Source organism: Adhaeribacter pallidiroseus, from assembly GCF_003340495.1.
Classification (GTDB): Bacteria; Bacteroidota; Bacteroidia; order Cytophagales; family Hymenobacteraceae; genus Adhaeribacter; species Adhaeribacter pallidiroseus.
The window spans coordinates 4,314,874-4,333,332 of the sequence record NZ_QASA01000001.1; the positions used below are offsets into that span (position 1 = coordinate 4,314,874).

The 18,459-nt window shown below is 43.9% G+C and carries 14 protein-coding genes; 13 read left to right on the forward strand and 1 reads right to left on the reverse strand.

What is annotated here, in order from left to right; all coding sequences use genetic code 11:
* Nucleotides 1-62 precede the first annotated feature (62 nt).
* From AHMF7616_RS17200 to AHMF7616_RS17260, 13 genes are all read left to right on the forward strand, one after another.
* Nucleotides 63-845: an SDR family NAD(P)-dependent oxidoreductase gene (locus tag AHMF7616_RS17200; RefSeq protein ID WP_115374003.1), complete on the forward strand. Its 783-nt coding sequence runs from the start codon at nt 63-65 to the stop codon at nt 843-845.
* A 286-nt stretch (nt 846-1,131) separates the two neighbouring features.
* Nucleotides 1,132-1,986 (forward strand): fumarylacetoacetate hydrolase family protein, encoded by an 855-nt coding sequence (locus AHMF7616_RS17205; RefSeq protein WP_115374004.1) that lies wholly within the window; start codon nt 1,132-1,134, stop codon nt 1,984-1,986.
* A 502-nt stretch (nt 1,987-2,488) separates the two neighbouring features.
* Complete coding sequence (locus AHMF7616_RS17210) at nt 2,489-6,106, forward strand: PAS domain S-box protein (RefSeq protein ID WP_115374005.1); 3,618 nt, start codon at nt 2,489-2,491, stop codon at nt 6,104-6,106.
* A gap of 276 nt (nt 6,107-6,382) precedes the next feature.
* On the forward strand, nt 6,383-7,723 hold the full coding sequence (locus tag AHMF7616_RS17215) for a purple acid phosphatase family protein (protein ID WP_115374006.1): 1,341 nt from the start codon (nt 6,383-6,385) through the stop codon (nt 7,721-7,723).
* Between the two features lie 3 nt (nt 7,724-7,726).
* Nucleotides 7,727-8,560 (forward strand): amidohydrolase family protein, encoded by an 834-nt coding sequence (locus tag AHMF7616_RS17220; RefSeq protein WP_115374007.1) that lies wholly within the window; start codon nt 7,727-7,729, stop codon nt 8,558-8,560.
* 94 nt (nt 8,561-8,654) lie between these two features.
* The gene (locus AHMF7616_RS17225) at nt 8,655-9,530 is read left to right on the forward strand and encodes a glutaminyl-peptide cyclotransferase (protein WP_158546195.1); all 876 of its coding nucleotides are present in this window, start codon (nt 8,655-8,657) and stop codon (nt 9,528-9,530) included.
* A 375-nt stretch (nt 9,531-9,905) separates the two neighbouring features.
* The gene (locus tag AHMF7616_RS17230) at nt 9,906-11,288 is read left to right on the forward strand and encodes a LutB/LldF family L-lactate oxidation iron-sulfur protein (RefSeq protein ID WP_115374009.1); all 1,383 of its coding nucleotides are present in this window, start codon (nt 9,906-9,908) and stop codon (nt 11,286-11,288) included.
* A gap of 306 nt (nt 11,289-11,594) precedes the next feature.
* Complete coding sequence (locus AHMF7616_RS17235; protein WP_158546196.1) at nt 11,595-12,431, forward strand: glycerophosphodiester phosphodiesterase; 837 nt, start codon at nt 11,595-11,597, stop codon at nt 12,429-12,431.
* Nucleotides 12,432-12,535: 104 nt separating this feature from the next.
* Nucleotides 12,536-12,988 (forward strand): DUF1835 domain-containing protein, encoded by a 453-nt coding sequence (locus AHMF7616_RS17240; RefSeq protein WP_115374011.1) that lies wholly within the window; start codon nt 12,536-12,538, stop codon nt 12,986-12,988.
* Nucleotides 12,958-13,380 carry a hypothetical protein gene (locus tag AHMF7616_RS17245; RefSeq protein ID WP_115374012.1) on the forward strand — a complete coding sequence of 141 codons (423 nt, stop codon included), beginning with the start codon at nt 12,958-12,960 and terminating at the stop codon, nt 13,378-13,380. Before AHMF7616_RS17240 ends, AHMF7616_RS17245 begins: the two co-directional genes overlap by 31 nt.
* 260 nt (nt 13,381-13,640) lie before the next feature.
* A complete protein-coding gene (locus AHMF7616_RS17250; RefSeq protein ID WP_115372075.1) occupies nt 13,641-14,609 on the forward strand; it encodes an IS5 family transposase in 969 nt (322 codons plus the stop codon).
* Nucleotides 14,610-14,905: 296 nt separating this feature from the next.
* Nucleotides 14,906-15,685 carry a hypothetical protein gene (locus tag AHMF7616_RS17255; protein ID WP_147275716.1) on the forward strand — a complete coding sequence of 260 codons (780 nt, stop codon included), beginning with the start codon at nt 14,906-14,908 and terminating at the stop codon, nt 15,683-15,685.
* Between the two features lie 145 nt (nt 15,686-15,830).
* Nucleotides 15,831-16,433, forward strand: a complete 603-nt coding sequence (locus AHMF7616_RS17260) for a hypothetical protein (protein ID WP_115374014.1) — start codon at nt 15,831-15,833, stop codon at nt 16,431-16,433.
* Between the two features lie 703 nt (nt 16,434-17,136).
* On the opposite strand, the gene AHMF7616_RS17265 is transcribed toward AHMF7616_RS17260, so the two are convergent.
* Entirely contained in the window at nt 17,137-18,354 is a 1,218-nt protein-coding gene (locus AHMF7616_RS17265; protein ID WP_115374015.1) for an acetate/propionate family kinase, read from the reverse strand.
* Nucleotides 18,355-18,459 lie beyond the last annotated feature (105 nt).

An 18,459-nucleotide genomic window follows, 5' to 3' on the forward strand; every position in this document is an offset into this window, starting at 1 on the left:
TTTTTTTAAAATACCGGGCGGTACAAACTTTAACTCTTACTTAAAATTTAATTAATTCCAGTATGGCTTTATTTGATTTATCTGGTAAAACAGCCGTGGTTACGGGCGGCGGCAGTGGCATTGGTAAAAGTATTGCGCAGTTATTTGCGCAGCAGGGAGCGCACGTTTTTATTCTGGAACTAAACGCCGAGGCTGGCGAAGAAACTATCCGGGAAATTACCACAACGGGCGCTAAAGCTACTTTACGCACCTGCAACGTAGCCAAACAAGCCGAAGTACTGGATGTTTTTGCTGGCATAGAACAAGAAGTGGGCACCATTGATATTTTAATTAACAATGCGGGTATTGCCCACGTGGGAAATTTAGAAAACACCGCTGAAGAAGATATTGACCGCATTTACGCCGTTAATATCAAAGGCATGTATAATTGCATGCTGGCCGCGGTAAAAAGTATGAAAAAAGCCAACAAAGGCGTTATCACCAACATGGCTTCGGTGGCGGGTTCGTTAGGTATACCCGACCGCTTTGCCTACTCCATGAGCAAAGGTGCCGTTATCGCTATGACTTATTCCGTAGCCCGCGATTATTTAACGTCCAACATCCGGTGCAACTGCATTTCGCCGGGCCGGGTGCATACGCCTTTCGTAGATGGGTTTATCGCCAAAAACTACCCGGGGCAAGAGCAGGAAATGTTCGAGAAACTATCCAAAACGCAACCCATTGGCCGCATGGGCACTCCTAACGAAATTGCACATTTGGCCCTTTATCTCAGTTCCGAAGAAGCCAGCTTTATTACTGGTACCGACTACCCGATCGACGGTGGTTTTATTACTTTAAACAGTTAACCCCTCCGGCCTAAAGGCCACCTCCCCTAAAAACAGGGGAGGAGATGCCGGTAATGCTGCGTAGCTTATTTAGTTCTGTTTTGCTACACCGCATCAAACAATTTTTTAATTATAAATATCTTAAAAGAGTATTGTTTTGCATACTAAAACAAACAAAATTATTCTCTTACCAGAAGCAGTAACAAAATTAAACGCAACAAACCGCCTCTCCTCCCCTGTTCTTAGGGGAGGTGCCCTTTAGGGCGGAGGGGTAAAATAAACTTTTATAACTCACTGTATAAACTAAATGAAATTAATTCGTTTTGGAGAGCCCGGCCAGGAAAAGCCCGGTTTGCAATTGCCCGATAACCGCCGTATTGATGTTAGCGCTTTCGGCGAAGATTATACCGAACAATTTTTCGCCACCGATGGCTTAACCCGCCTGCAGGCCTGGGCCGATGCTAATGGTGCTACGGCTCCCGAAATTGGCAACAGAGTTCGCTTAGGTCCGCCGATTGCCCGGCCCAGTAAAATTATATGCATTGGTTTAAATTACTCCGACCACGCCAAAGAAACAGGCGCGGCCACGCCAGCCGAACCTATTGTTTTCTTTAAAGCCACTTCTTCTTTGGTTGGCTCCCATGATGATTTAATTATTCCGAAAAACAGCGAAAAAACCGATTGGGAAGTAGAACTGGCGGTAATAATCGGCAAAAAAGCTTCTTACGTAGACGAAGCCGATGCCTTGGATTACGTAGCCGGTTACGCCTTACATAATGATTACAGCGAACGGGCTTTTCAGCTGGAGCGCGGCGGCCAGTGGGTAAAAGGCAAAAGCTGCGATACATTTGCCCCTTTAGGACCTTTTCTGGCTACCAAAGACGAAATAGCGGATGTGCATAACCTGCGGTTGTGGCTCACTTTAAACGGCGAGAAAAAGCAAGATGGCAACACCAGCAACCTTATTTTTAACGTGCCTTTTGTAGTGAGTTATTTAAGCCAGTTTATGTCGTTACTGCCCGGCGATATTATATCTACGGGTACTCCGGCCGGCGTTGGTTTAGGCTTTAAACCACCGCAGTACCTAAAACCCGGCGATGTAGTAGAGTTGGGCATAGATGGTTTAGGCTCTTCCAAGCAAGTAGCTAAAGCCTATAGCTAAAACAATTTAATAGTAAGTAACGCACGCCGGTTATATAATCTTCTAAGATTATATAACCGGCGTGCGTATTTAATTACCTGAGCCGGGAGTTACACCCCTAACTTTTAAATTCAACTTAATAACAGGTAAGTAGTTGTTGGTTATTAGTTGTTCGTTGTTCGGTTTGTATATATTTGATGATCAGTACGATATCACCAATGATAGTCTAAATTAATTTCGGCAAAGCACTTATTTTGAATTATTTTTATAATATTTAAATTTCAGTGAAAAAATATTAAATTTAATTTATCTACTGTCAATTTACATCCATCTTGCATTTTTAAAATATACACGCTCAAATACCACAATAATAAAGGTTTATTCCTAATCTAAACTCGCTGCGCAACTACCTTTATTTTAAATACTCTGAATTATTTTCTAATTTTGTCTGTAATATAAATTATAACTCTTCTAATAAAGCACAGTTATTGCTAAGGAACCAAACATCCAACTCTAAACCTGAATGCCTGAAAACAATTTTCCTTTTCTTTCTGAGCAAGAAGAAGCAGAACGATTAAATGCGTTGTACCAGTACGACGTACTAGACACCGAAGCAGAATCTGACTTTGATGCTATAACTCAATTAGCCGCTTACATTTGCGATACCCCCATTGCCCATATTTCGCTAATTGATCGAGACCGGCAATGGTATAAATCTAAAATCGGACTGAATCATACCGAATTTCCACGGGAAGTATCTTTTTGCCAGCATAGCATTTTAAATGACAGCATTCTGGAGATAAATGACATGCTGCAACATGATTTATTTTGCACTTACCCAAATGTAACCCAAGATCCTCATATCCGGTTTTATGCCGGCGCTCCCCTTATTAGTCCGGGTGGCTACCGGATAGGAGCGCTCTGCGTGATTGATACGAATCCTAAAACCTTAAACGAAGCGCAACGCCAGGCCCTGCAAACACTAGCCCGGGAAGTAGTATCGCACTTAGAACTGCGGCGCCACCGTAAAATCCTGGAAAAAGAAAACCAAAAGCTGCATCTCTACCAAATGCTGTTTAACCACAGTAACGAGATGATGTGCATTATAGAGCCCAAATCCGGGTTATTTTTAGAAGTAAATGCCGCTTTTAAGCTGTTTATGGGTTACGAAACGCATGAACTGGTAGGCAAATCGTTTGCAGAATTTATTTATCCCGAAGATTTACTTCACTGCCGAAATTTACTGGGAACCCTGCCCATTAATCAGGTGGTAGAATCCGAATCAAGGTATTACGCGAAAGACGGCACCCTCCGGTGGATTGGTTGGCGCGCCCAAAGTATTCACGGAATGTTGTTTTTTACCGCTCGCGATATTACCCAATTGCGCAAAACAGGCAGCGAAAACCTGAATCTGGAAAATTTACTTATTAATGTACTGGACAATTCACCTTCCGGCGTTTGTGCTTTCCATAGCATCCGGAACGAGGCCGGAGAAATTGTAGATTTTAAATGGCTGATGCTTAATCAGGCAGTGGAGAAAATTGTTGGTAAAACAGCCGGCGAATTAATTGGCCACTCCCTTTCCGGTTCAACGCATCCCGAAAATTTAAAAAATCTACTGCCTTTAGCCAATCGGGTTATTGATCAAAATCAGCCGCTGCAACAAGAACTGCATTTTTACGGGGAAAACAACCAGCGAAAATGGTACTATCTCATCGCCAATAAAATGGCCGACGGTTTGGTATTGGTGTTAAATGATATTTCTGAACGGAAATCCAGTGAAGAAGAACTGCAGCACCAACGCACTTTTTACGAAAGTATCCTCAACAACATTCCGTCGGATGTAGCCGTGTTCGACCAAGAAGGACGTTATTTGTTCGTTAATCCCCAGGCCATTAAAAATCCGGAAATACGGCAATGGATTATTGGGAAAAACGATCAGCAATACGTTACCTACCGCAAACGCGATCCCAAGATTGCGGAACAACGCAGGCAACGCCTGGTAAAAGCCGCTGCTACCAAACAGATTATACACTGGGAGGAAATGATGACCACCCCGGAAGGAGAAATCAAGCATTTTTTACGACGTTTAAATCCAATTTTTAATGAGGCCGATAAGCTGCAGTATGTAGTGGGTTACGGTTTTGATATCACGGATCGTAAGGCCGTAGAAATTGAGTTGCAATACCAAAGAGGGTTAGTGCAACAAGTAATTGATACAAGTCCTAACTTATTATACCTGAAAGATGAAGCAGGCAAATTTACTTTAGTGAATAAAGCTTTTGCCAACTTTATCGGACTTTCTGCCGAACAGTTGATTGGCCAGGATTCGCAAAATTTTGAAATTTCCACGGAGGCAGCGGCATTAAGTCGGCAACAAGACTGTCAGGTACTGGCATCTCACCAGCCTCTGGAGATAAAAGAAATGCACCTGACGCATCCGGGCAACGGGGAACCCGTATGTTTTAATTTAGTTAAAATACCTTTTATTCAGCAGGACAAACAGCCCCAGATACTCTGCATTGCTACTAATATTACCGAAGCCAAACGCGCCGAACACAAGCTGCTGGAAAGTCAGAAAATATTAACCGAGTCGCAGCAAATTGCGCATTTAGGTTCCTGGTCCTGGGACATAAAATCAGACAAAGCGATCTGGTCCGACGAAACGTATCACATTTTTGGTTTAGAGCCTCAGGAAGAAGCTCCTCCTTTTGAAGAGTACCTTCAACTACTGCATCCGGATGACGCCGTGGCGCTATCGGCAAAGGTGCAGGATGCCATAACGCAACAGACCTCTTTTGCTTTAGAATTACGGGTACTGCTCCCCGATGGCCCGATACGTTATATTTACGAGATGGGCCGCTTGGAGTATAATGCAGCCGGGGAACCTTGTCGCTTAATAGGTACTATCCAGGATATTACGGACCGAAAGAAAATTGAGCAAGAGTTAATTCTGGCCAAAGAACAGGCCGAAGAAGTAGTACGGGCCAAGGAAATGTTTTTATCTATGATGAGTCACGAAATCCGGACTCCGCTGAACGCCGTGATTGGCATGTCGCACCTACTCTTACAAAACAGTCCTAAGCCCGAACAAATCGAAAATTTAAAAGTTTTGCATTTTGCCGGCGAAAACCTGCTTATTTTAATTAACGATATCCTGGATTTTAGCAAGATAGAGGCCGGCAAAATTAATTTTGAAGCTGTAGATTTTAGTCTGTCCGATTTAATTACGAGCGTACGGCAGTCGTTCCGGTACCAGGCCGATGAAAAGAATTTAAAAATAAAGGCCCGCTTTGATGCCGCTTTACCCCAAATTCTGGTGGGTGATCCGGTTCGCTTAAATCAAATTATAACTAATTTACTTTCCAATGCGTTTAAGTTTACCGCCCAAGGCGGTATTACCATCGACATTCTGCTGGAAGAAGAAACCACTGAGCAAGCTACCTTATCAATTGTAGTAACAGATACCGGCATTGGCATTCCGGAAGATAAGTTATCCCTTATTTTCGAAAGTTTTACCCAGGCGCAATCCGATACTACCCGTAAATATGGCGGCACCGGCTTAGGCTTAACTATTACGAAACGTCTGGTAGAATTACAAAATGGCACCATTGCGGTAACTAGTACTGTAGGAAAAGGCAGTGTATTTACAGCAACCATTCCGTTTAAAAAAAGTCAGCAGCAAGTAGCGCCACCGGATCAGCATTACTTTACCAATACCTTCCAGAATTTAGAGCACGTGCGTTTGTTGCTGGTAGAAGACAATGAAATAAATCAGTTTATTGCCCTCCAGTTTTTAGAAAAATGGGGCATTCGCACGGATTGTGCTTTAAACGGCCAGGAAGCCGTAGAAATGGTGCAACAGCAAACGTATGATGTTATTTTGATGGACTTACAAATGCCCGTAATGGATGGCTTTGAGGCCACCCAGCGCATCCGGGCTTTAGATGGTAAAAACGCCACTGTTCCCATCATTGCTTTAACGGCTTCGGCCATGCTGGATGTTCAAAATAAAGCACTGCAATTGGGTATGAACGAATATGTGAGCAAACCTTTTAATCCGAACGAGCTTTACCTGAAAATTGCCAAGTATACGGTGTCTGAAACTTTACCTACCGTTACGGGCAATTATAATTTTTAACGCTGCCAACTCTGTAAATAAGTTGCTGGTTGTTCGTTATTCGGCAAAATAATGCTGTGTTCATTCATACGGCTTTATTAAGTTAGTTTATGTATAGCTTAAATTGCTGGCTTATTAATAATTTAATAAATCTAACAACCAGAAACCAGCAACTAACCACTAAATTCAAGAGCCTTTCGCCCAAAAGATTAAGCTATTAAATTACCCCGCTAACCAACAGGCCGACAACCCGTTTACGTAGTTTACGCTAAGTAAAAAGGTTTAAACGCGTACTATATGCCATTAAAACGGGGCTTAATCGGACTATTTATTAAATTTTTTCTTTTATTTCTGTTTATAACGGTTCGTATTGCCTGGTCGCAAGAGAAAGGCGCACTGGTAGCTTCACCGGTCAATGCTGTTCCTTCGCCTCGCCCGGATCGTATTGTTTTAAGTTGGGTAGCCGATCCCACCACTTCATTTACCGTAACCTGGCGCACGAATAATGCGGTAAAAACGCCCAAAGCCGAAGTAGCCGTAGCCGATGCTTCTCCTTTGTTTACCCAGCAAGCGCAGGAAGTACTGGCCGAAACAGAATCAATTAAAACGGAAAGCGGCGCGGCTCTTTACCACCAGGTTACTTTCCAAAATTTAAAACCCAACACTCAGTATGCTTACCGGGTAGGCGATGGCACTTACTGGAGCGAGTGGTACCAGGTAAAAACTGCCAATAATCAACCAGAACCGTTTTCTTTTATTTATTTGGGCGATGCGCAAAACGAGCTTTTTTCTTTGTGGTCGCGTACTATCCGGGCAGCTTATGCGGCAGCTCCGCAAGCTAAATTTATAGTTCATACCGGCGATTTAATTAACCACGCCGAAGCCGATGCCGAATGGCAGGAATGGTTTAGCGCCGGCAGCTTTATTCATGCTACTATCCCTAGTTTACCTACGCCGGGCAACCACGAATACACCCGCACGGTGGGTATCCCGACGCTTACCCGTTTGTGGCAACCGCAATTTACTTTGCCCAGCAACGGCATAAAAGATTTAAAAGACACCAATTATTACGTGGATTATCAGAATGTCCGGATAATATCGCTTAATTCTATGATGCACGTACCCGCTCAGGCCGATTGGCTCGAAAAAATTTTAAAAAATAATCCGCAGCAATGGACCTTTGTTTTTTTTCATTACCCGGTTTTCTCTACGTCCGGCCGCAACGAAATTGGCCATTTAGAAAAACACTGGAAACCTATTTTTGACAAATACCAAGTAGATTTAGTAATGCAAGGCCACGAACATAATTACGCCCGGGGCACCAATTTGCCTTTTGGCGTGAACTACCGGGATAACCAAACCGGTACAGTGTACGTGGTTTCGGTAAGCGGCCCTAAAATGTACGAACTTACCCCCGAGCCCTGGATGAACCGCACCGCCGAGAACACCCAATTGTACCAGGTTATTACGGTAAATAACGACCAAGTACTATTTAAAGCCATAACCGTTACCGGCGAGATTTACGATCAGTTTGAACTGCGTAAAAAACCGGGTCAGCCAAATACCTTAATCAATATAAAAAACAGTTGGAACCCAGAAAGGCATTTTAATAACACCTTATCTAAACCCCAAAATTAACCCATGAAAATAGACGCGCACCAACATTTCTGGCAATACTCCCCCACTACTCACTCCTGGATTACTCCCGCCATGGCCGTATTGCAGCGCCATTATTTACCCCAAGATCTGGAAGAAAATTTAAAAAAATGCGGCTTTTCCGGCTGCGTAGCTGTGCAAGCGGCTCAAACCGAAGCCGAAACCGAATTTTTATTAAACTTAGCGGCGGCGTATTCTTTTATAAAAGGCGTAGTAGGCTGGGTAGATTTGCGTGCCAAAAACGCACCGGAAAGAATCGCTTCCTTTGCGCAAAATCCATTGTTAAAAGGTTTGCGCCACGTAGTGCAGGACGAGCCCGATGATTTGTTTTTAGTACAACCCGCTTTTTTGCGGGGTATTTCTTTATTGCAACCCCTGGGTTTAACTTACGATATTTTAATTTTTCCGCGCCATTTACCGGTAGCAGCGCAATTTGTGGAGCAGTTCCCGGAGCAACAGTTTGTGCTGGATCACTTGGCCAAACCATTCATTAAAAAAGCCACGTTACAACCCTGGGCCGAAAATTTAAAAAAACTAGCCGCTTACCCAAACGTCAGCGCCAAACTATCCGGACTGGTTACGGAGGCCGATTGGGATAACTGGCAACCCCAGGATTTAAAACCTTACCTGGATATTGCTCTGGAAGCTTTTGGTTCGGAGCGCCTCCTGATTGGCTCCGACTGGCCCGTTTGCCGGCTCGCGGGTGCGTACGACCAAGTAATGCAGGTTGTAATCGATTTTATCGCTAAACTTTCGCCGACCGAACAAGCCGCTATAATGGGTAACAATGCCGTACGTTTTTATAATTTAAAAATGTAGTTTAGCGTTTCAAACACGTACGTACCCTTTTTTTAAATTTTAACCGCGTTGCTCGCCGGGTGGCAGCTTTTAATTAATTCTTTATTCTCTCTTTGTGAAATACTTCATCTATCTTTCGATAAAAATAAGAAATAAATTTCTCTGCTATTTTGCTATTGTACTAAGTGCCGGAATAGTAACTGCTTGTAACAACGACAACAAGGAAACTACCCAATCCGACACAACAGCGCAAGCCCCGCCACCGGTAGTAAGTCCGGTTAATTTAAATTACGAGGTGGTAAACACCTTTCCGCACGATACCAGCGCGTTTACCGAAGGCTTTTTACTGCACCAGGGCCAGCTGTATGAGAGTACCGGCTCTCCCACCGAAATGTCCCAAACCCGCTCGCTGATTGGCACCGTTGATCTAAAAACTGGCAAAATCGACAAAAAAATAGAACTGGACAGAAGCAAATACTTCGGGGAAGGCATGGTTATATTAAACGATAAAATATACCAACTAACCTATACTACCAAGGTAGGTTTTGTGTACGATGCCAAAACTTTTAAAAAACTACAGGAATTCACTTTCCCGAACCAGGAAGGCTGGGGCCTAACCACCGATGGCACCCATTTAATTATGAGCGACGGTACCAGCCAGCTCACGTACCTCGATCCGACCACTTTCAAAACCATTAAAACCTTACAGGTAAAATTCAACTACGACCCCTTAGTAAACTTAAACGAACTGGAATACATTAAAGGGGTAATTTACGCCAACATCTACACCACCAACAGTATTGTTCGCATCGACGAAGCTACCGGCCAGGCTACCGGCATTTTAGATCTTACCGCCTTAACCAATCAGGTAAAAAGTAAATATCCCCCTGCCTTGGAACTAAACGGCATTGCTTTTAACCCAACGGCCGGCACTATTTACGTTACCGGTAAACTCTGGCCCAGCATTTTTGAACTGAAAATCAAAGCTTAGTAAAAGCCCCAATGCGAATAGCCTAAGAGCCATTTTCGATAAAAATTTTTAGAAATTACTTACCGGAAAACGATTTATCAGTAAACTAAACCGTTGTTTTTTTAAAGCATATAAAAGACAAGGAATAAAATCAATGATTTGCTGCCAACTCTCCCCCGAAATACCTCACCAGAAATTATTGCAAATCCTTTGTAGCTTGCTTACCTTAGCTATTCTTACGTATTTAATAAATAGTAAATAATTCAACAGAATCAATCCAGGGTATATTTATTAATAAACCCTGGATTATTAGCCCCTTATTATTCGTATAGCGAATAACGAACAACTAATTACTATTTTTTATTAAGCTATTTCACTTTTAAAGAAAAAAGCACTTTGACGAAGATAAAACAGTTTTTGCAGGATTCAGAAACCAAGTCGTTTGACCTGAACCACCGGCAGATTATAAAATACAACATTGGCAAGTATAACCTGGCCGTAAAGCAAGGTTTACAGCAATACCACAACCACGAGCTGGCGCGCGACCGGGCTTCTTTTATTAAAACCAATGTTATCAATAACCTGGATAAATACCTGATTGAGTTCGAGAACAACTTTACGCAACGCGGCGGCAAAGTTATCTGGGCACAAAATAAAGAAGAAGCCTTGCGCGAAATTGGGCAGATTATGAAACGCAAACGGGCTAAATCGGTGGTAAAATCCAAGTCGATGACCACGGAAGAAATTCACTTAAATGAGTTTTTGGAGAAAAATGGCATTGAAACCGTAGAAACCGATTTGGGCGAATACATTGTGCAACTCGCCGACCAGCGGCCTTACCACATTGTAACGCCAGCCATGCACATGTCGAAAAAAGATATATCGGACCTTTTCGTAAAAAAATTAAAAACCCAACCTACCGACGATGCGCAGGAATTAGTACTAACGGCTCGCCGGTTAATGCGCGATAAATACACTGCCGCCGAGGTAGGCATTACCGGGGGCAACTACATTATTGCCGATATTGGCGGCATTGCCGTTACCGAAAACGAAGGCAACGGCCGCTTATCTACGGCTTTCCCCAAAACGCATATTGCGGTAGTAGGTATTGAAAAAATAATTCCGAGCATTATGGATCTGGATTTGTTCTGGCCGTTGCTGGCTACGAGTGGCACCGGCCAAAATGTAACCGTTTATAATACGATCTTTACCGGTCCCCGGCAGCCCCAGGAGAAAGACGGTCCGGAAGAAATGTACGTAGTTTTGCTCGATAACGGCCGCACCGATTTGCTGGCTTTACCGGACAAACGCGAAGCCTTAAATTGTATTCGGTGCGGCGCTTGTTTAAACGTGTGCCCGGTGTACCGCAACATTGGCGGGCATACCTACGAAACCACCTACAGCGGTCCGATTGGCTCGGTAATTTCGCCCCACTACGATGGCATGGCCGAGCACAAACACTTAAGTTACGCCAGTTCGCTGTGCGGAGCCTGTACCTCGGTGTGCCCGGTAAAAATTAATATTCACGAGTTGTTATTGCTTAACCGCCAGCAAAGCGTAGCAGAAGGTTTAGCCGACAACCAGGAAAAGCTAACCTTTAAGATGTGGGCCCGGGCCATGAAAAACCGGCGCATGATGGACTTAGTGCCTACCCGGATGAAGAATATGGCCTTACGCTTTATTTTAAAAGACACCTGGAGCCGCAAACGCGAACCCTTGCAGGTTGCGCCTAAGTCGTTTGGTAAGCTGTACAAAGAATACCAGAAAAAGAAAAAGTAAGCCTGTTGCTAAACTAATAAACAACGCAAAAGCCTCCTGGAACGGAGGCTTTTTGTGCCCAAAATAAACAGTTTTTTCTGCCGATTAAGCCCAATACTACTGGAACAGAAGCTAAAATTTTTTACCTTAACCACAGAAATTTAAAAAACAAGCAATTCCTACATGCCTCTTCTCTGTTTCCGGTCATTGCTTAAAAAGGCTTTTACATTTAACGAAACAGGCCCAAAACATTTTTTTTTAAATTTTAATTATCCTGCTCGCCGCAAAGCTAACTTTTTCTATTGGGAACATCTTTTTTTTAAAAATTTGGCTTTACTGGGATTACTCTTGGCAGTAAACGTGCTTTTAACCGGTTGTTCTCCCGACACTCCGGAAAAAATCCGGTTGGTGCACCAGAAACGGAAAGTAATGCTCACCGCCCATCGCGGAGCTTCCGGCGTAGCGCCCGAAAATACCTTAGCCGCTATTCAAAAAGCGCTGGACTCCCCGGCCGATTTCATCGAAATTGATATTCACCAAACCCAAGACTCGCAGTTAGTTGTCATGCATGATGCTACCCTGGATCGTACTACCACCGGCCAAGGCGCCATTGCCGCACATACCTTAGCCGACATTAAAAAACTGGATGCGGGCAGTTGGTTTAAACCGGAATTTAAAAACGAACAGGTGCCTACCCTCGAAGAAGTACTGCGATTGGTAAAAGGCCGTAAGAAACTGCTCATTGAGTTAAAGAAAGGTCGTGATTTTTACCCCGGTATGGCGAACCAGGTAATTGCCCTACTCCGGCAATACCGCGCCCGGGAATGGTGCGTGCTCCAATCTTTTCACGACGAAATCTTACAGCAAATCTGGCAGAATGAGTACCACGTACCTACGCATAAATTAATGGTAGGGAAACTGCCCCTCTTACCCGTTTACTTTGATACATCTTTGCGTTTTGGCTCGTTCGATAAATACTACCGGGCTTCGGCTATTAATGTACACTATTATTTTGCCAGCCGCCGCTTCGTAAAAATGGTGCATAACGCCGGCTTTAAAACTTTCGTCTGGACGGTAGATGATCCCGCAGAAATTAATAAATTAGTAAACCGGGGCGTAGATGGTATTATGAGCAATGCCGCTGCTACTTTAGCCGTAGAGTAAATTTACTTTCTCCGATTAATAGCAAACTTTAAATATTACCGAAGAATCCATCTTTTAATTTGATAGATGAGATTAACTAATCCGGAATCAATGCGTTTAATTCTATGCTCCACATCTTAAACGGCGATGCTACGGCGGCCATTTTCCGGCAAACTGGTATACCCGGAAAGTTACTGGTCTGGCGGGAAATTCTTTCGGAGGGCCCCATTGGTGGCCATGCGTTACCCGCGGATTTCTGGCAGGCTCGTCAGCATTATCTCACTCAAACGTATCAGGAAGACGCTGTTAGCTGCTTCATAAAAGTTACCGCCGAAGTAAAGTTGCTGGCAACGTATCCGCAGCATGATGCGGTAGTCTTGTGGTTCGAACACGATTTACTTTGCCAAGTTAATTTATCGTATATTTTACATTGGTTTGCGCAACACGATTCAGAATCCACACCGCTTAGTTTAGTGTGCATTGGGGAGCATCCGGATAAACCCAACTTTAAGGGTTTGGGAGAACTGGTGCCCTTCAACTTGCGACCTTGTTTCCAGCTCGCCAAGTACTTTCGTTAGAAGATATAGCTTTAGCAAACAGGGGCTGGAATGCTTATGCCACCGAAACACCCGAAGCACTTGTATACTTTTTACAAACCGAGGATTTTAGCCGGCTTCCCCTCCTACCTAAAGCGCTGCAAGCGCATCTCACGCGTTTTCCGTCGGTGCAAAATGGCTTAAACGCAATGGAGCAATTGTTACTGGCACCAGCAGCAGATCATAATCTTTTGCTCATTGAACTAATGGAAGAATATTGGCAACGTACCAGTTTGTTCGGGATCGGCGATGCCCAGATTATTAATTACCTGCAAGAACTCGAACAGGCCGGATTAATTCAGTTGCAAGAAAAAATAACGGTAACTGCTTTAGGTTTTAAAATTTTGCGCGCCGAAGCCGATTACGGGCAATGAAAGCCTTATGACCGCTGGTTGGGCGGCGTACACCTACAACCTGGTTTATCGCGGTGGCGCTGAGATACGGTTCTGGAAAAAATAGTAAAAATTTAAAAAATCAATCTTCAAACGGTTACCAGCCAAGGGTGCGGGCTCTATTTTGTTCCTCCGGAAAAGGCAACTATTAATTAGTTTAGACTTTGTTGCAACGTTGAGAATGGGATAGGTAAAAAAGGGATTGCAGTCTATCTTTGTAGTGACGAAACCATAAAGAAGAGATGTTACCATCGCCTACAATCCCGGCTAAAGATAGGTATAAAGTTAAAAATTGGAAAGCCTATACTAGCAGTTTAGTTCAAAGAGGTAGTTTGACTTTATGGCTGGAAGATTCCGTGTTAAGAGCGTGGCGCGAGATTGATCCGAGCCAGAAAGTAGTAGGGGAATGCTTATATGCTGATTGTGTAATCCAATGCTGTTTGTTGTTAGGCCAGGTGTATCATCAGCCGCTGCGGCAGACGACCGGCTTTGTTTCTAGTTTGCTGGCGATGTTAGGCTATAAAGATTATGCCGTACCAGATTATACTACTCTTTGCCGCCGACAAAGCTGCCTGCCAGTAGAAGTAAGTAAAGCATTAGCCCGCAACCGAAAGCTAGCTATTGCGCTCGATTCTACCGGTTTAAAAGTATACGGGGAAGGCGAGTGGAAAGTAAGAAAACACGGGGCTTCCAAGCATAGAACTTGGCGCAAATTGCACATCGGTATTGCTGTTGATACCCAAGAGATCGTTTTTGTGGCGTTGACTACGAATGGGGAAGATGATGCGGTGGTCGCGGGCAAGTTGCTGCAAGGCAAGACTGCTCAGCTGAGTAGTTTTATAGGGGATGGCGCTTATGATGACTTTAAGTTGCGAGAGCTCCTAGCAGGGGGCATTAAGCAAATTATACCCCCGTCCAAAGATGCAGTGGTACATAAAGGTACCCAGAAGAAGCCGGTACCAGAATACCTACGGCAGCGCAATGAGGCAGTCGAATATAGGCAAGAGCACGATCGAAAAGCCTGGAAAATCCAAGCTGGCTATCATCGCCGAAGTTTAAATGAGGTAGCTATGTTTCGCTACAAAACTACTTTCTCCGCCCAGATGAGGACCCGGAAAATAGAAAATCAGAAAACAGAAGTAGAACTAAAATGTAAAATCTTAAACATCTATCGCCACCAGGGAATGCCTCTGGCCTACCTAGTAGCTTAGCTACTGCTCGCTATAAGCGAGCTAGTAGAAAAGAGTCCCGTTGCAACAAAGTCATTCTCATACCATATTTTAAACTACCGGCAGATTACTGCTATTTTATAAAATTCTCGCTTTGTTACAACAATGCATACAGTTTATTTACAACAACTTACAACTTCTATCCGCGTCGTATTTATAATTTAAAATTTTCTACCCGCTTAAAATTACGAATATATACGTATTAATATTTACATAAATTTTAGTAATTTGCATAGTTCTTAAATAGTGCCTCACGCCATTAACAATTAATCACGCTTATGAAAATTCTTTACGTATCCGTCCTTTTTACCGGCTTGTGCTTGTTGCAGCACCAGGCCTCCGGTCAGTTACTCAACAAAATGCGGCAAAAACTTGAAAATGCGGCCGAGCAATCCGTGAATAAAGCTTTAGGAACCGACAAAAATACCATCAATACTTCTACGGGCACTTCTACCTCGTCGGGGAGCCGGGCCCGGAACAAAGGCGGTGCCGGTTTGGTAACTACGCCCCCGGACGTAAAAGAAAACTTAACCGATGCCGAAAGCAAATACAAAGCGGGCCAATACGCCCAAAGCCGTTCGGCCTTACAGCAAGCCATGTTGGGGGTTGAAATGGAAATCGGGCAGAAAATTTTAAAATCTTTACCAGAATCCATTGCGGGCTTAAAGAAAAATGCCGAAGCCGATCAGGTTACCAGCACCGGCTGGGGTTGGGTAGGTCTTACCATTCAACGCCAGTACACCGATGGCAACGAGAAAGAATTAACCACCACTATCGCCAACAATGCGGTTTTGCTTTCGGCGGTAAACCTGTATTTAACCAACGGCGGTTACAGCCAAACTACGGGCGGCAAGCAAGATTGGAAACAAACGAAAGTAAAAGGCAACAAAGCCGTGATTGAGTACGACGAAAGCACCGGCTACAAACTTACCGTGCCCTTAGGGCAATCGTCGATGCTGGTGTACGAAGGTGTGAATTTTAAAAACGAAGCCGAACTAATGGCAGCCGCTAACGCGGTGGACATTGCGGGCATCAAAAAAATGTTAGGCGAAAAATAAGCAGTTGGTTCTAAGTAGTTGTTCGTTTTTAGTTGTTCGTTGTTCGATCGTTAAGAAGTTGATTATTAGATGCTTAAACTTAGGTTTTTATCAACTTAATTTTGTCCAAGTACTTATTATTCCTTTTTAATTCTATTTATTCATCATGAAAAAGATATTTAGTTTATTTGTTATATGCGCTTGTGCCCACGTGTCGCTGGCGCAGGATTTTAATAAAAATTTAACCGAAGCCCGTTCTTCTTACGCGGCCGGTAACTTAAGCAATTCGCGGTTTGCCATGGAACAAATGCTGCATACCTTGGATGCCGCCATCGGGAAAGATATTTTAAAATTACTGCCCACCAAAATGGATGCCTTAACCGCCAATGTAAAAGCCGACAACACTACTGGTACCGGCACCAACGGCGGTTTGGGTCTTTATGTGCAACGCACTTACGGTAGCGGTGCCAAAACCGCCACTGTAGATATTATTAATAACTCGCCCTTAATTACGTCTTTAAATGCGCTGTTGTCGCTACCCTTTATCGGTCGGGGCGGCGATGGTAACCAGAAAGTAATAAAAGTGCAGGGTTACAAAGCGGTACTAACTAAAACTGAAAATACGGATACGAAAAAGTTAGATTACGACTTGCAAGTTCCTTTGCAAAATACTTTAGTTACTTTTAAAGTAACCGAAACCCAGGAAGCCGAGGTGCTGCGGATGGCCAATACTATTCCGTTGGAGAAGATTGCGCAAATGGCGCAGTAGGGTTGTTTTTTAAAATTTTGTTGGATTTACGGCTCAGTAACTGGAAAAATTGCCTGTTGTGTTTGGAGCTGGTTTTGGGCTTAATTCAACTGGCGTCAACGTTTAGCATAGCGGCATTGGTAACTTTTGGACAAGAGCCAGTCTTCTGATTGGCGAATCTGCTTTGTTTATCTTTGGAGCCTTTTCAATACTCCATGCATGGGTGCAATCTAACTTGCTGAGTTCAAGGTTTGCCTCGTGGCCGGCGGGCCTCGTTTGGCTCTTTCGGGCGGTCTAAGCTCTCTTTCCTCGACTCCGTCTGCGGAATGCTGCTGCGCAGAACCAGAACCTTAGAAGGCCCTCCTGAGCCAAACTGGTGTCTTTGCGCTTAGCTACTGCTTTCCTGATTCACTTTGTAAAGAATGGGCATAGTTATGGGTAGAGTTCGCGGTAGCGGTCTCTACCCATTTTCGGATGGCCAATCTCTGATTGGCTTAGGAAGGAATTTAACTAAAAGCCAATCTAAATTTAGTCATACCCAAAGTGCTGCGAGTAATTCGCTAACTTTAAACATCCATCACCTAGATTCTATATTTTTTAAATTCTCTGTCATCCAGGAGGGACCTATTTAGCTACGTAGCCAAATAGGTCCCTCCTGGATGACAGTATATTGGTAAATTTGTGGATCAGATAATCATTAGTAGTTTCAGCTCATCATCAACCTTTAACTGCTACTTTCAGTAGTTTGCAGCAATAACTCATAGCATTGCTTCGCGATTTCCAATTCCTCGTTGGTCGGGATTACGAGTACTTTTACCCGAGAGTCTGGTTGATTGATTTCGCGTGGTTCTTTGCTGCGGATTTTATTTTTTTCTTCGTCCAGGTGTATGCTCAGGTAATCTAGGTTGCGGCACACGCGGGCGCGTACTTCGGGGTCGTTCTCTCCTACGCCGGCGGTAAATACTACGGCATCTAAACCGTTTAACACGGCCGCATAAGCGCCTAGGTATTTTTTAATGCGGTACGCGTACAAATCATACGCCAAATCAGCGGCAGCATTGCCTTCCTGAATAGCTTTGGTAATATCGCGCATGTCGCTGTAGCCGGTTAAACCCAACATGCCGCTACGTTTGTTGAGTAAAGTATTTACCTGTTCCGGGTCGTAGCCCAACTGATTTATCAAATGAAAAACGACCGATGGATCAATATCACCGGATCGGGTACCCATTACTAAACCGCTTAAAGGCCCAAAACCCATGCTGGTATCCAGTGATCGATTAGCTTTCACCGCGGCCATGCTGCAACCATTGCCCAGGTGAATGGTAACCAACCTGGCTTCCGGATTTTTTAAAAATTGGGTGGCCTGCTCGGCTACGTACTTATGACTGGTGCCATGAAACCCGTAAGTCCGGATGCCTAAATCGGTGTAAAAAGCTTCGGGCAGGGCGTAGCGAAAAGCGTATTCGGGCAAAGTTTGGTGAAAAGCAGTATCGAAAACGGCTACCTGCCAGGATCTTCTAAACGTTTTCTCGGCTACTTCAATGCCCAGGTAGTTCGAGGGGTTGTGCAAAGGGGCTAGCGGAAACAATTTTTTAATTTCGGCTTTTACCTCTGGGGTAATAATAACGGTCGCCGCAAAGCTTTCGCCGCCGTGTACCACCCGGTGCCCTACCACATCAATTTCAGCCGGATCCTGAATAACCCCGGATTCTGGATCGGCCAGCAACTGACCTACTTCCTGTAAACCAGCGGCATGATCGGGCAAGTCTAAGTTGCGGCGAATCGTTTTTTCCTCGGCACCGGTAAATATTTGGTGCGTAATAACGGCATCTTCTAAACCAATTCTTTCTACCAACCCGCTACAAATCGGCTTCTCGGAAGGCATCCGGAACAGCTGGTATTTAATAGAACTACTGCCAGCATTTACAACAAATATATTCATGTAGTTTTAAGTAATAAGTATTCCGTATGATGTGATACGTTTTTATAAGCGAGCTTATTTATAGGCGAACTCCTTTGGCTTACTAGGTTTATTATCAAATCTTTA